We start from the raw sequence: 14,252 nt of genomic DNA, 5'->3' as shown, positions 1-14,252 counted from the left end.
ATGTTATACTTTTTTCTTACCTGTTACGTATTCATATATGATGCTCTTCTTGTAGTCCTTCAGCTCTGTGATCTTCTCTTGCTTGAGGGCTATGAGAGAGTCTATTTGAGAAGTCTTCTCATCGAGGTAGGAGGCGATAGCCTGTTGCTCGGAGATAGGAGGACTAATGACATACATGTTTCTTATTTTTTCTTGTGATATGGTTGGTATTGTACCCCCCACAACACCACATTCTGTTTCGAATTTAATATAAGGAGTTTGCAAGAAATAACATAAAAACTTTTGGTTGTTTTTCGGAACAATCCTTAATATCTGTGGATTTATTGTTGCCTCTCTTGGAAGATTTTCTACATAACAAGCTTTACCGTAACTTGATCCTGTTTTTACAAACAAAATATCTCCGTTTTGAATCATGATTTCTGGAGATTCATTATATTTCTCCCAACTTAAATAGGTTACAGAAGAATAATCCATGTAAAAACTCTTCATATTTGAAGGGCTTAGAGTTATAGCACCAATTCCTTCTTTGTTTAAGTCTTCACCTTTGTACCCTCTAAAACCAATTCGCCCCCAAATATTAGCTATGAATTTTATTCTTTTAATATCCCATGCTTCTGGAATCATACCTATCCACTCAACACCACTATCCTTCATTGGGACGTTTGGGTCAAGGCCTTTGGAGACAGCTTCTGTTATAACAGACTGCTTATAGGCTTGTAGCTCCGAAATCATTTCCTCCTGGAGGGAGATCAAAGAGTCTATTTCGCCACATTTCTCATCGAGGTAGGTGGCGATGGCTTGTTGTTCTGAAAGAGGGGGTTCCACAACAGAAATATTTTTCATTTCAGACCATCTTGTAGTCCATAAATCATCAACGATACCATGTCCCCATTTGTAATACTCATCTGCGAACATAGTTGTGTGAAATAGCCAATTATAAAATTTTGCATTCATCTTATCTTTTGGACACAACACTGTATTTATTAAAGATACAGATCCGTCATATGGTGATATACCGCAAGACCCTCTTCTATCAGAGCGGCTATTTATAGCAAAATCACCAACCCTTACAAGTTTACGGTTGTCACCATCATTTGTTTTGGCTGCAGTTTCCAACTGAGGTAATATACCTTGCATTGTGACAGATAATGGGGAAAAATCTTTGTCGCTTACTTTCTCATTTCTTTGGGTATAGAAATTGCCAAGTTTCTTGATTTCCCATTCGCTTGGAATGTTCCCAATCCACGCGATGCCACTGTCCTTATATGTATCATATGTCTTTGCCATAACTATCCCAAGATTTTGTTCATTAACTCGTTCTCTTTTGCTTCTAACTCCTTGAGGTGAGAGAAGATATCCTCGCTCTTGCGTGGGGCTACGTACTTGTAGAACTCACGTGTGAATGGGATTTCATAACCGATTTTGGTCTTCTTCTCGTCAATCCATGCGTCAGGAGCGTATGGGAGAACATTTTTCTCCATGTATTCCTCGATGTCCTCTGTCCAAGGAACGATTTCTGTGTCACGTTTCTTGGCATCTGGTTGTGGTTTACCTTTCTTGAGGATTGGTTCACCTGTTTCTTCATCTACCAGAGGGCGTTCGATGGTGAGCTTTGAGTATTTGAAGTATTCATTATCAAGTACCTTGCTCTCTACCTTCAGTTCCTGGTTATCGCTTTCATAGCTCCAGTTGGTGAAGTCATGGTAAGCTTCCATGATGAGATTTCTGCAAGCCTCAGTGATTTCAACTCGCTTGTTACCCAGGCTCTTTCTTCTCTTTTCAAAGCACTGGCTAGCATCGATGAGCTGCACCTTTCCCTGGCGTTCCTCGCTCTTCTGTTTGGTGATGAGCCAGATGTAGGTGGCGATACCGGCGTTGTAGAAGAGGGCATTAGGGAGCTGGATGATGGCTTCCAGCCAATCATTTTCAAGCAGATAGCCACGGATTTCACTTTCTCCGCTGCCTGCGTCACCTTTGAAGAGGCTACTGCCATTTTGGATGATGGCCATTCTTCCATACTGGTCATCCTGCTCCTCTCCATCTTTCAGTTTAGCTACACCATTGAGAAGGAAAAGCATTTGACCGTCACCAATGGCTGGGAGTCCTGGGGCAAAGCGGCCTGCTTCCCCGAGATTATGTTCCTTTGTTACCTCCTCCTTGGAAGTTTTCCACTCAATACCGAATGGTGGATTGGAGATGATGTAATCAAACTTATAGCCTTTGAACTGGTCATCGCCCAAAGTGTCGCCCTGGCGCATATTATCTGCATTACCTCCCTTGATGAGGGTATCGGCCTTGGCGATGGCAAAAGTCTGGTTGTTCAACTCCTGTCCATAGCTGGTGATTTCTGCTTCTGGGTCTATTTTGAGGAAACGTTCTGTAAGGCAGCCGAGCATCTGGCTAGTACCCATGGCCATATCATAGATGGAAGCGGTGATTCCTTCTTCTTCCAGTTTTTCCTCATCATCGCCTACGAGCAGTTCTGACATCAGATAGATGATGTCGCGGGCGGTAAAGTGGGCTCCGGCCTGTTCGTCATAGCTCTCAGAGAATTTACGTACCAGTTCCTCGAAGATGTATCCCATATCCACGCTTGTGATTTGGTCTGCTCCCAAATATGCCTTAGGTGTACAGAACTCCTTGATAACAAGATACAATACACCATTATCTGCCATTTTTTCAATCTCTCGGTCGAAGTCCATACGGTGGATGATATCAATGACGTTGTCTGAGAAGTGATTCAGGTATGACTCGAAGTTCACCTTGATGTTCTCTGGGTCATTGAGGAGCTTTTGGAAATCGAAAGGAGAGAGATTATAGAACTTCTGCTCTGCTGCTGATTCCAGGAAGCCCTTCTTTACTACGATACCATCCTTGTCTAGTTTCTCATTTGTTGCAAGTACCTTTTCCTTTGTTGGAGCCAGGGTATCTTCGAAACGTTTGATGACACACATAGGGAGTATGACGTTGCCATACTCATGTGGTTTATACACGCCTACAAGCTTATCTGCAATTGCCCAGATAAGGTTGGCCTTTTCTTGAATATTGACCGTAGTCTGCTGTTGAATATCGTTATTGCTCATATGATTCTTCTTCTTTTTGTTTATTCTATTGCAAAAGTAACACTTTTTTGTGCATTCTATTTGCACAAATGTTTTTTTTTAATGTTTATTATTACTTTGGACGAAATCAATGGCAACATTTGCTGCCAGTTTCTCTATCGTTTGCTTCTCTTCCATGTCGTTTGGCAGTTGATGGAGCCATGTGAGGACATTGAGAAGCTCGAAAATGGTTGATGCAACCAGGAATGGAGCCTTGCTTGATTTTACTTCCTCATCTATATGCTGTCTATGAGAACCTTCATTGGCAACGGTTACCAGTGAATATAGGTGTCGTTGGATATGTACAGGTACTACACTTTGCAGCTTGGAATTTCCAAGGAACTTGCTGCATTCAGCGAGATTTGTCCCATTGAACTTGATGGCTAGGAGACCATAGTCATACAGGTAGCTCATAATCCAGTCAAGAACTTTTCTCACTTTGTTGAAAGTGTCTGCATTTGCAAACTCCCGATTCTCGTATATCTTGATGATGCTTAATACCTCATCTGCGATAGTTCCTTCCAGCCAGGAGAATATTTCAGGATATTTGTTCTTGATGATTCTGTTGGGCTGCTCGTTGATCGTTTGGATGATGTCATCGCAAAGTTTCTCGTCATCAACTTCCTTTTCATAGAATACAGGGAAGAAGGATTTGAACGTATTATCGCTAAGCAGGTCTGGCTGTCCTGTCGAAATAAAGTAGGGCAGTTCCTTGAATTCTTCCTTGATTCTCAGAACTGCATTCTGAAGACCAGCCACACTTGCCACTTCCTGCTCGCTTTCATTAAGCACTTTAGCGTCCAATATGACAGCCTCCCAGAAGGTTGGGTTCTTGGCGTATGTGTCAAGTCCTTCTTTCTGGGTCTTGAATGGGGTAAGCTCCATGTTGTAATGAAGCTTACAGAACTTTTGGAAAGAGGTCATCTCTTCCCACTCATCGTCTATCCACAATATATGATAACTATTGTTCATTGTCATTTCTGTATATAGGTAAATAAATACGGACGGTTGACCAAATGGTATCTTGGTCTTTCTGTGTGAGGAGGTCGTAGTCTCCACCATAGTGTTCTACGATGCTTCTCACAATATAGCCGCCTTCTCCTGTTCCTGCAGTGATGCCACCTTTTTCGCCCCTAAGTCCATAGCGTATCTTGTCAAGGCCTTTAGGAAAAGGTGTTCCATTATTGGTGAAATCGATTTGGAACATGTCTCTTTCCTCATCCACAGTGAGTTTGACCCAGATGGAATAGTCTTCTCTCTTTGGGTCGGTGAATCCATGTTTGACGGCGTTACCGAAAATGTTGTCACAGAGTCTCTGCAGGTCATCCTTTGCCATGAAGACGTTGATGCCCTCTACGTAGTCTGGAATTTCATTGAGACTCTGCTGCCAGCTTTTGTCCCCTGTCATTGTGTTGGAGAGAAGAGTATCTGGGATGGTAAACCCATAATTGGCAAGAGCCTGGAAGTCTGGTTCTATCTCAGAGTGGTAGTTATGGCCATCAGGGTAGTTCTCCACCAGGAACTTATCTATGTTGATGATCTCCGGTGTGCCAAACTGATCTTCTCTTGAAAAGATCTTGAGAATGGTGGTGAGAGAATCGATTGCTGTCTTCTGGTTGGCAATCTCTTCTTTCATACCCTGCATGAAGTCTTCTTCGCTCATGGAGTCCTTATGGTTGATGTAATACTCCAGGTTCTTTCTGGCACTTGACATTTGGCGAAGATGGGGCATCATGTCGTGCTTGCGTGAGCGCACTTCATTGATATAGTCTGTCTTCATCTTGTCAATCACATCAAGAAGACCTGTTTCTTTTGCCTTGGCCATGGCTTCCTGCTGGCATGCCTCTTTATACAGAGTCTTCTGGGTGCTTATGTCAGGCAACGCCAGTTTATACTTCATGATTGTACTCTTTGAAATATGAGGTATAATACCTGTTCCGCTGAATTTAGCCTTACTCAGCACCATGCAAAGATACTCGATGTCAATCTCCATTCCTGGGATAATGGCGAGCACGTTTTTTGCCAGCCAAACAGGGGATTGCTCGGAAGCCTGGATGATGGATGGCTTGAGATTTCTCACCATGGACACAATGATTGCAGTTTGCTCTAGCTTTGCGCAACCTTTTACATTGTCACTATCGTTGAGAGCCTCTTGGGATATATAAGGCTTTGACCAATCATTGCTCAAATCTGTCACTTTCAGCATCTTGCCTTTGTCTGCTTCCGTACCTTTTGTGCAAGATGGAATCTGTACGATTTCCTCCAAGGCTACAGCCCTATATCCCTCTGGAATCTCCAACTCTTCGTGCTGAAGGTATTGGGTTAAGTCCCAGGTGTAGTCATATTCTCTGATATCATCATATGATATAGAGGCAGAAACATTTGGCTGATCTGTGTGAAATGCAGCCATTATCTTCTCAATGTCAAGGTGTATGTTGCCGTCACTCTTATCGTACATTTTCGAAGCGTCAATGAACCTGATGGCATTTTCATGCTGAGGGTTCTTTCTCAGGATGACACAGGCTAGCGGTATGCTGGTATATGAGAGCATTCCTTTAGGCAAAAGGATAACCGCATCAATCATGTGCTTTTCCATAGCCCACATTCTGAATCTCTTTTGCTCGCCAGTTGCCCATTGTATGTTAGGTGCCATGAAATATACACCAGTACCATCATCTGATGTGGTCTCAAGAAAACGGTTAGCAGCTACCAGTTCTGCCAGTTCTCTCTTAGTGCCATTTGCGGCTGCATGTTCATCCTGCATCTGCATTTTCATAGCAAGTGGTGGGTAGGAGATAATGGCATCATACTGCTCGTTTGTCCATGACGTGTTGGAGTCATTCGTAAAATCTACAGAATCCAGCTTATCAGCCAGTCCCAGTCTGATTTTTCCCAAGAGCCACATCTCTTGATTGATTTCTACAGCATCTATATGCTCGTAGTTCTCCATCTCAGTGCCAATCTCCATCATTCCACCAAATGGAACAAATATGGATTTTTCTTTTGGAGAAATGAGAGACTCTATAAGTGCACAGATGTGTCTTGGCGTATAGAATTCCTCTGCATATTTAATAGTCTGTTCGATGCAGAAATCCAACCAATCCAGATATTCACCTTCTGGGTAGGTTGTACTACAGAGCATCTGCATGGCCTGATTGATCAACTTGATGTTTATCTTTGAGATGGCTCTGATGAACACACCCTCTGCTTCTCCATACAAGTCATCATCACGATCTAGCAGTTCAAACAGAGGCTGATTATATTCAAAAGAATCAACCAGCTGGGCCTTTTGCTTTTTGATATATAGCAAAATGCCTACTAAAGTTGATATTTCAACTCCAGACAATCCTGTTGCTCTCAGGGTACCAATTACCTGATTCATTACAGACTTTGTCTCATTGCTCACTACAAGATTCTTTCTCATTTCAATCAAAAATTAAGTTACACATCAATTAACGAGTGCAAAGGTACTAAGGTGCTGTGCAGTCATTCTGCATAGATAAATATTTCTTGAGATTTTCTTCAATTTTTTCCTTGATTGTGTCTCTCAGGCTTTGAGGAGAAAGAACTTCTACGTCTGGTATGAATGAGAATATCAGCTGGTCCAGCTCCTTGTTGGGCTTGACCTTGATGGTGATGGTTCTTTCTTCCAGATTAACTTCCTGTGATTGGTGGAGAGGTTTGGATACAATATAAGGAAAACGATTTTCCGAGAATCTAAGTACCACGGTTTCGATGTCCCCCTTCGGTACCGTTACTCCAATAACGTCGTCGAAATAGGTGTCGAAATTGATCTGAGTATTATTGCAGAACGGAACATCTACTTTCTTGAATGAAACGATTCTGTCTAATGCATAATTGCCAATTGTATCATATTCGGCGCTTTTTCCGAGCAGGAACCATCTGTTATTATATTGCTTCACGTAGTAGGGATGGCATATGGTCTCGAACTCATGACCTTTGAATGTGCGATAGTGAAGTTTGAGAGGTTGGTGGTTTACTGTGGCATCTATGATATCCGAAAGATGTTCCAATCCCTGGAGTTTATCATTTTGCTCAAAGGAAATGAGATTCTCCGCATTGGCCTTTACCCCAAAGCGGTATTCCAAATTGGAGATGACCTCTTCAAGCCATGCATTGGCTGGAGTTCCTCTATAACGTCCCAGCATTTGAATAGTTGAACGTAGATTATTCACCTCTTCGATGGACATATCATTATTATATATGGTGAAGTTAGGGTCTTCATATCTATAATAGTGTTCTTTGCCCACAGCCATGGGATAGGCCTTTATAGGTGCATCAAAGGTTACTCTATCACGCATATACTTAATGTCAGCACGTATTTGGCGAGTACTCACTTCGCTACCCGTCAGGTCATAGAGGGCGTCATTTACCTTCTCTATGAGGTCTTCGAAAGTATATTTATGCTTAAAGTCACTGAAGCATCTGTCTAGTATTTGATATCTGAGTTGGGCATTCTTGTTTGTTGGCATGATTGTCAGCTATTATCGTTACTATTATGAAGGTATGTTGCCTTCGTCAAGTCAGAAGAACCTTGTCTTAATTGACCGCTACAAAGTTAATCAAAAAAACACAGATAGGATATGATCTCTTAAGAAATTAAGAGTTTTTATACTTCTGTGCAGTATTTGTGCACAGAATTTCATCTCTTTTGATTTTGTGTTGCTCTTTCATATATAAAAAATAGTGCCCAGCTTATGGCTGGACACCATTTTCTTACTTTTCTTTTGCAGCTATGGTATATAAGATACCTCCGCTTCTGATTACTTTATTATGCAAGGCAAGGCTCTGCCCCAAATTATTCTTGATCTCACAAAACAAAAAATACTTGCATAATTGAGAGAAAAGTTGTATCTTTGCAGTCGGAATAGGGAATGTAACTGCTTTATACAGAGCATGATTCCCCGAGCATTAATAAAAAGTATAATATAAAACAAGATAATTATGAAGGCTGCATTTTTGATACGCTGCTCTACAAAGAAGCAGGATTATAACCGTCAGGTAAAGGACTTATCTAGACTAGCTGATAGAATGGGCTATAGCTATGATGCTAGTACCATATACGGCGAGCACATAACTGGTAAGGATGATGCAACAAAGCAGGATAGAGCATCTATCAGACACTTAAAGGAGGATGCAGAAGCTGGTAGGTTTGATGTTGTCCTAGTAGCAGAAGTTAGCCGTTTAAGTCGTGACCCAATGAGTGGTCGCGTCTATGTACGTGAGTTGTCAAATATGAACATTCCAGTTTACTTTAGAGATATTGACAAATGGACTATAGACCCTGCTACTGGTAAGAAAGTACCTAATGCTGAAACAGAAATAGGTGCTAACTTTGATGGTGCATGGAAGTACTTAAAGAGTTTGAAGACACAAATAGCATCTGGTAGAAGGGATGAACTGGATAATAACTGCATGAGTATCGGACAGCCCTTCTTTGGCTACAAAAGATTTGGTGGTAGAGATAAAACCAAAAAGAATAGCTGGGTGATAGATGAAGATGCTAAGGAAGTAGTTATAGAAGTGTTCAATAGATACTTGCAGGATGATGCTACTTTGAAATCTGTAGCTTTATCTATAACTAAAGACTATGGAGATAAGTTTGGGAAGAAGTTTAGTCTGGGTAGTATCGAGCACATTCTAACTTTTGAACCTTATTACACTGGAATCAAGATTGTTTCATTAAGAGATCCTGATGCAGATGAGGTAGAACAGTTTGAAGTGCAGATTCCTGCTATCATAACTGAAACTACCTATAAGAATGCTGAAAATAAGAGAAAGACTAATAGAGTAAAGTCAGACCCTTATCCTATGCAGGTAGAAAGAACTCTTTCTAAGCTGGTTAAATGTCCATGCTGTGGGCATTCATTAACACCTAGAAAAAGGGCTGGTGATGGTGCTGGGCAAAAGTATAGAATGACAAACGGTAAACTGGGTATTAGCTGGTTCTGTATGTCTAGGATTAATAATATGGCTGATTGCACTGCTACAGTATCTATTAATAATGAGAAACTAGAGCCTATCATCTGGGAACTAGTTAAGAAGGAACTGATTAGTTTTGCAAACTTAAATACAGAAGATAGACTACAGAAAGTAGAGGAATACAAACAGAAGATAGCCAATGTAGAAGCAGATATGGCTAACTATAAGGAACAGAAGGAATCTTTAGCTAAGAAGGTGAATAGAGCCTATCAAGCTTACATAGATGCTCCTGATGAGATTGTAGAAGATGCCAAGAATATGTATCTGCAAACACAAGCATCATGCAAGAAAGAAATGCTAGAATGTCAGTCTAAGATAGAAGGATTCCAGCAGAAGAAGGAAACCTATCTTATGTATAAGAAGGCACTGGAGCAGCCAGAAGTACCTGATGATGCCATCAAGAAAGCAGAAGCAGACCCAAAGGAGAAAAGAAGACTGGTTAAGGAGTTGATAGAAAAGATAGTGCCTTATTCAGTTTCTACTTATCAGGTGAAAGAAAGATATGGTACTGGTATGAGAACTTTGAAGCATGGTGTATTATTGATAGAAGTATATGCCATCTGTGGTACATATAACATTCTATTTAATGGCAACCAGAGAGGAAAAGAACAGTATGCCTACTACATAGGTGGTAACTTTGCTACTTATCAGAAAGGATTAAGAAAGTTTGATGCCTATGAAGAAGGAGAATACTTTGTTATCTCAAATGCTTCTTTAGTTATGAATACTGATGATGTAGATGAATGTGTTACCATGAATGAGTTTCAGGATATAGCAGAAGAAAATCAATGGGTATTATCCTTTGAATACAACTGCAAAAAGAAGTAGCTATCTGATGTAGTTCTTATATATATAATAAGGTACACGTATATAATAAGGTATATATATAACTAATAAGGTATAGTTTTTATATTTAAAGTATTATAAAATCCAGTCAGAAATAGCTGGATTTTGCTATTTTATTTGTATCTTTGTTGATTAAAAAAGAAACGAAGATAAACAATGAAACCAATGATTAAATATAGGGGTGGTAAATCTAAAGAGATACCACAACTAATACAACACGTTCCAGACTTTGGAGGGCGATACATTGAGCCTTTCTTTGGTGGTGGTGCTATGTTTTTTTATTTAGAACCTGCTGATGCTATTATTAATGATATTAATGCTAGATTAATGGGGTTCTATACTGGAGTTAAAGACAATTATCCAGAGTTAAAGGAAGAATTGGCACAAATAGAGAAAGTTTATACAGCTAATAGAGCTGCTTTTGATACATTAAAAAAGTTACATCCAGATGATAGAGTAGCTGATGCAAATGAAAAGCTTTATTATGATTTACGTGATATGTATAACGGATTAGCAGCGTCAAAGTTTTCAGATGCAGCACTATATTATTTCATTAATAAGACTGCTTATTCTGGTATGATTCGTTTTAATGCCAAAGGTGAATTTAATGTACCTTACGGACGTTATAAGAATTTTAATACAGCACTGATAACAGAACAGCATCATCAACTTTTATCACGTACAGAAATACATAATGAGGATTATAGAAATATATTTAATTTGGCTGAGCCAGATGATTTTATATTCCTAGACCCGCCTTATGATTGTATTTTTTCTGATTACGGAAATAAAGAGTATGTAGAAGGCTTTAATGAGGATAATCATAGACAGTTAGCAGAAGATTTTTATAATCTAAACTGTAGAGCTATGATGGTTATAGGTGGAACCCCTTTTATAAGGGATTTGTATCATAATAATATTGTGGCTGAATATCAGAAGAATTATTCTGTTAATATAAGAAATAGATTTCAAGCAGAAGCTAAACATATAATAGTTACAAACTTCTAAACTGATAATTATGGCAAAGAAGATGAGAAATAGAGCGGTTCAAAGCCAGACTCTTTTTATAACAACTTCACCAAGAACACCTTTTAAGGCTATTCCAGAAATGGAATTGCTAGATAAAGAATTGCATGGTGAAACATGGGATAAAGATACACAAGTGAAGTTTTATAACCTTCTTTGTGCAAATGATTTCTTTGAGGGTAACACTTCAAAAACCCCTGATTTGTCTGCTAGAGATAGAATAAATAGAATGCCTAAAGCTTTGGGATTTGTCTCATTACCTACAATAGGCTTAACTGATGCTGGTAAGGAATTTGTTACATCTAACAATAAAGAAGAAATATTGCTAAGACAGATGCTTAAATTTCAAGTGCCATCCCCTTATCATCCTTTAGGTAAAAAAGCTGCTGATTATAGGGTAAAGCCATATTTAGAGCTGTTTAGATTGATTAGAGATTTGGATGGACTTTCTTTTGATGAACTGCAAATATTTGGAATGCAGCTTATTAACTATACTATCTATGATGATATAGTAGATAAAATCAAAAGATTTCGTAAGGAGAAAGCAGCTTTAGCATCCGATAAAAAGAAAAAATATACGGAGTTTAGACATGATGTATTTCTTAGGGAAGCTAGATATATATATCAAGATGATATAGATGCAGGGAACTTTAGTACTAGAGAAAGTAAAACTACAACAGAAGAAGATTTCTTACTAAAGAAAATTAGTAATATGCGTGATTATTCTGATGCTGCTGTTAGAAATTTACGTTCTACTGGAATGATTAAAGTTACTGCTATAGGTAAATCTTTGTCTATACTTCCAGAGAAGAAGAAAGATGTAGATTTCTTTCTATCTACTATAGATAGAGAGCCTATTTTTGTAGATGATTTGGAAAGATATGAAGCAAACTTATGGAATCCTGCTATTCCTAAACTGCTTACAGATGATAAGGATGAGATTATAAATAAACTATCTGTAGAGTTTGGTGTAACAGTAGCAGATACTAATGTTTCTTTGAATCATCTGAAAGATACTTTGCATGATAATATAGAAAAGCGTAAGGATGAAATACTAAGTAAGGAGGTTAAGGAATTGAAGGATTATAAACTGTATGATGATATAGAAGAAACCTTCAAAACTATGAATAAATCTTATGAGCCTTCTTTGTTCTTTGAGTGGAACACATGGAGAGCCATGACTATGTTAGATGGTGGAAACATTCATGCAAATTTAAAGTTTGATGATTCTGGTAAACCAATGAGTACAGCCCTAGGTAAAATGGCTGATATTGTATGTGACTATGGGGATTTTGATGTTACTGTAGAAGTATCTTTATCGTCAGGAGCTTTGCAGTTTAAGATGGAAGGTGAACCAGTGCCAAGACATATTGGCATTCATAAGGAGAAGACAAATAAGCCTACTTATTGCTTCTTTATAGCACCTACTATCAACCCTGCAACTATAGCACATTTTTATACTTTGTATATGTCAAATGTAGAAATGTATGGTGGAAAATGTTGTATTATACCGCTAACATTGGAAACCTTTAGAAAGATGTTGAAGGATGCTGTTAAAGCACCTAATAAGCCAACACCATTAAACATAAAAAGACTATTTGATATTTCAAAGGATTTAGCTAAAGAATGTTTGCTGAATGATGAAACGGAAAAAGTCTGGTATGACAAAATAACTGATGTCGCAAATAATTGGTTAACAGCTTAATATAAAGTGATATGAAACTAGCTATAATAGGTTCAAGAACATGTCCACCAGTGGATATAATGTTATACCTGAAACATCTACCTACTGCTATAATTAGTGGTGGTGCTAGGGGTGCTGATACCTATGCTAGGGATTTTGCTAAGATTCATGGCATAGAGTTGATTGAGTTTCTTCCACAATATGATAAGTTTCCATCTAAGGTAGCACCATTAATGAGAAACAAACTGATAGTAGAAAACAGTGATTGTCTGCTAGCTTTTTGGGATGGTGTTTCTAGAGGTACTAAATATACTTTGGACTATGCTAATCAGCTGCATAAACCAATAAAGATAGTGAACTATAAAACTAATGAGATAACGCTCATTAATCATAAGTAGAATTTAATAAGTTGGAAAAGTATGGAAAATAAAGCAATTTTAAAAGAGAAAAGAGTGGAATGCATTTTAGGAACATTCTTTCTGATTCCACCTATATTAGGCGTATTAGCATTTGTTTTGTGCCTATTTGATTCTGATAGCCATTTTGCAAGATTATCAGATTTGTCTGCAAATTGGACTAATGACTATTCTGGAAATGGTGGAGGTGGAATGTCTGCCGCTCCTATTTATTTAGGTTTAATGGCTATAACTGGTGTATATCTAATTAAAAACAGTCTAAGATATATTTTCACAAGTGAGGATTCTAATAAAATAGGTAAAGAAGAAAAAGAAAATGGATGATAATAATGGATGTGGCTGTTACTTTATGTTAATGGCTATTGGTGCAGTAGCTTGGATAGCTATGAATATTTCCCAAAACAGTTCTGGTAGCAGTAGTAACACAACTCCTGCTACTCAGACTAGCGTACCATATACTCCACCATCTAACTATACACCTACATATTCTGAACCAGTACAACAAATTGAACCAGTACAACAAATTGAACCAGTAAGATATAGTAGAGCTAAAAAACCAGATGATGCCTATGATGAAGGGTATGATGATGGGTATGAACAAGGTATGGATGATGGTAAGAATGGCTATAGTCACGGTGCAAACTATGATGATTCTAGTAGTTACTATGATTACTATGAAACAAAGTACCAAGAAGGTTATGAATGTGGATATGATGAAGGATATTCAGAAGGAAAATCCCGATACGAGGATGAAGAAGAATCTGATGAAGAAGAATAGTTGAGGAGAGTGAAACTAAACGAGAGTGTAAACTAAACTGTGTCAAGTTACAACAAAAGTTATTTGACACAGTTTAAATTACACTACCCACTACGCTTAAATCAGACTAACTAAAAGTATGATGATTGTAGCTAATATTGCTACTTTACCTGCTATCTCTATATCTACTTCTGTGCCATCTAAAATAGGCTTATTATCTATAAAATTCACTAGCATTCTAACTAGTAAATGAAGTATTGTAACTACTCAGCACCCCTATAGAAAACTTCTCGTTAATAAAGCATAAACTTGATTTTGCTTATTTTCTTCATCCTTACAAACTTTTTAATGATTGAGTCGATGAGGACGTAGGCTGTTTAAAACAGTTCATTTAACGAGTTCTTTTCCGATGATGCCTC

At 38.5% G+C, this 14,252-nt stretch carries 11 protein-coding genes; 6 read left to right on the top strand and 5 right to left on the bottom strand.

Annotation, left to right across the window (positions count from 1 at the left end; translation table 11 throughout):
* Positions 1-3 precede the first annotated feature (3 nt).
* The 5 genes from AAAT87_RS06325 to AAAT87_RS06305 form a co-directional block, all read right to left on the bottom strand.
* Entirely contained in the window at positions 4-1,287 is a 1,284-nt protein-coding gene (locus AAAT87_RS06325) for a restriction endonuclease subunit S (RefSeq protein ID WP_349225956.1), read from the bottom strand.
* A gap of 2 nt (positions 1,288-1,289) precedes the next feature.
* Positions 1,290-3,083, bottom strand: a complete 1,794-nt coding sequence (locus AAAT87_RS06320) for a type I restriction-modification system subunit M (protein ID WP_349225955.1) — start codon at positions 3,081-3,083, stop codon at positions 1,290-1,292.
* Between the two features lie 78 nt (positions 3,084-3,161).
* Entirely contained in the window at positions 3,162-4,073 is a 912-nt protein-coding gene (locus tag AAAT87_RS06315; RefSeq protein WP_349225954.1) for a hypothetical protein, read from the bottom strand.
* A complete protein-coding gene (locus AAAT87_RS06310; RefSeq protein WP_349225953.1) occupies positions 4,063-6,525 on the bottom strand; it encodes an N-6 DNA methylase in 2,463 nt (820 codons plus the stop codon). The genes AAAT87_RS06315 and AAAT87_RS06310 overlap by 11 nt, the downstream gene beginning before the upstream one ends.
* A 46-nt stretch (positions 6,526-6,571) precedes the next feature.
* Complete coding sequence (locus AAAT87_RS06305; protein ID WP_349225952.1) at positions 6,572-7,594, bottom strand: helix-turn-helix transcriptional regulator; 1,023 nt, start codon at positions 7,592-7,594, stop codon at positions 6,572-6,574.
* Positions 7,595-8,066: 472 nt separating this feature from the next.
* Between AAAT87_RS06305 and AAAT87_RS06300 the strand changes: the two genes are divergently transcribed.
* From AAAT87_RS06300 to AAAT87_RS06275, 6 genes are all read left to right on the top strand, one after another.
* Positions 8,067-9,932: a recombinase family protein gene (locus tag AAAT87_RS06300; protein ID WP_349225951.1), complete on the top strand. Its 1,866-nt coding sequence runs from the start codon at positions 8,067-8,069 to the stop codon at positions 9,930-9,932.
* A gap of 174 nt (positions 9,933-10,106) precedes the next feature.
* The gene (locus tag AAAT87_RS06295) at positions 10,107-10,958 is read left to right on the top strand and encodes a DNA adenine methylase (protein WP_349225950.1); all 852 of its coding nucleotides are present in this window, start codon (positions 10,107-10,109) and stop codon (positions 10,956-10,958) included.
* A gap of 10 nt (positions 10,959-10,968) precedes the next feature.
* Positions 10,969-12,681, top strand: a complete 1,713-nt coding sequence (locus tag AAAT87_RS06290; RefSeq protein ID WP_349225949.1) for an AlwI family type II restriction endonuclease — start codon at positions 10,969-10,971, stop codon at positions 12,679-12,681.
* Positions 12,682-12,692: 11 nt separating this feature from the next.
* Entirely contained in the window at positions 12,693-13,058 is a 366-nt protein-coding gene (locus tag AAAT87_RS06285; protein WP_349225948.1) for a hypothetical protein, read from the top strand.
* Between the two features lie 21 nt (positions 13,059-13,079).
* Positions 13,080-13,400: a hypothetical protein gene (locus AAAT87_RS06280; protein ID WP_349225947.1), complete on the top strand. Its 321-nt coding sequence runs from the start codon at positions 13,080-13,082 to the stop codon at positions 13,398-13,400.
* Positions 13,393-13,854 carry a FliH/SctL family protein gene (locus AAAT87_RS06275; RefSeq protein ID WP_349225946.1) on the top strand — a complete coding sequence of 154 codons (462 nt, stop codon included), beginning with the start codon at positions 13,393-13,395 and terminating at the stop codon, positions 13,852-13,854. Before AAAT87_RS06280 ends, AAAT87_RS06275 begins: the two co-directional genes overlap by 8 nt.
* Positions 13,855-14,252 lie beyond the last annotated feature (398 nt).

This window comes from Segatella sinensis (assembly GCF_040095255.1).
Classification (GTDB): domain Bacteria; phylum Bacteroidota; class Bacteroidia; order Bacteroidales; family Bacteroidaceae; genus Prevotella; species Prevotella sinensis.
Note: the sequence above shows the minus strand (reverse complement) of the source record. Positions and strands in the feature narration are given on the sequence as shown.

Bases quoted from the DNA above. Each gene is read 5' to 3' on its own strand.
- AAAT87_RS06305 (WP_349225952.1), bottom strand. From the start codon at position 7,594: ATGCCAACAAACAAGAATGCCCAACTCAGATATCAAATACTAGACAGA.
- AAAT87_RS06325 (WP_349225956.1), bottom strand. From the start codon at position 1,287: ATGGCAAAGACATATGATACATATAAGGACAGTGGCATCGCGTGGATT.
- AAAT87_RS06300 (WP_349225951.1), top strand. From the start codon at position 8,067: ATGAAGGCTGCATTTTTGATACGCTGCTCTACAAAGAAGCAGGATTAT.
- AAAT87_RS06275 (WP_349225946.1), top strand. From the start codon at position 13,393: ATGGATGATAATAATGGATGTGGCTGTTACTTTATGTTAATGGCTATT.
- AAAT87_RS06295 (WP_349225950.1), top strand. From the start codon at position 10,107: ATGAAACCAATGATTAAATATAGGGGTGGTAAATCTAAAGAGATACCA.
- AAAT87_RS06310 (WP_349225953.1), bottom strand. From the start codon at position 6,525: ATGAGAAAGAATCTTGTAGTGAGCAATGAGACAAAGTCTGTAATGAAT.
- AAAT87_RS06320 (WP_349225955.1), bottom strand. From the start codon at position 3,083: ATGAGCAATAACGATATTCAACAGCAGACTACGGTCAATATTCAAGAA.
- AAAT87_RS06290 (WP_349225949.1), top strand. From the start codon at position 10,969: ATGGCAAAGAAGATGAGAAATAGAGCGGTTCAAAGCCAGACTCTTTTT.
- AAAT87_RS06280 (WP_349225947.1), top strand. From the start codon at position 13,080: ATGGAAAATAAAGCAATTTTAAAAGAGAAAAGAGTGGAATGCATTTTA.
- AAAT87_RS06285 (WP_349225948.1), top strand. From the start codon at position 12,693: ATGAAACTAGCTATAATAGGTTCAAGAACATGTCCACCAGTGGATATA.
- AAAT87_RS06315 (WP_349225954.1), bottom strand. From the start codon at position 4,073: ATGAACAATAGTTATCATATATTGTGGATAGACGATGAGTGGGAAGAG.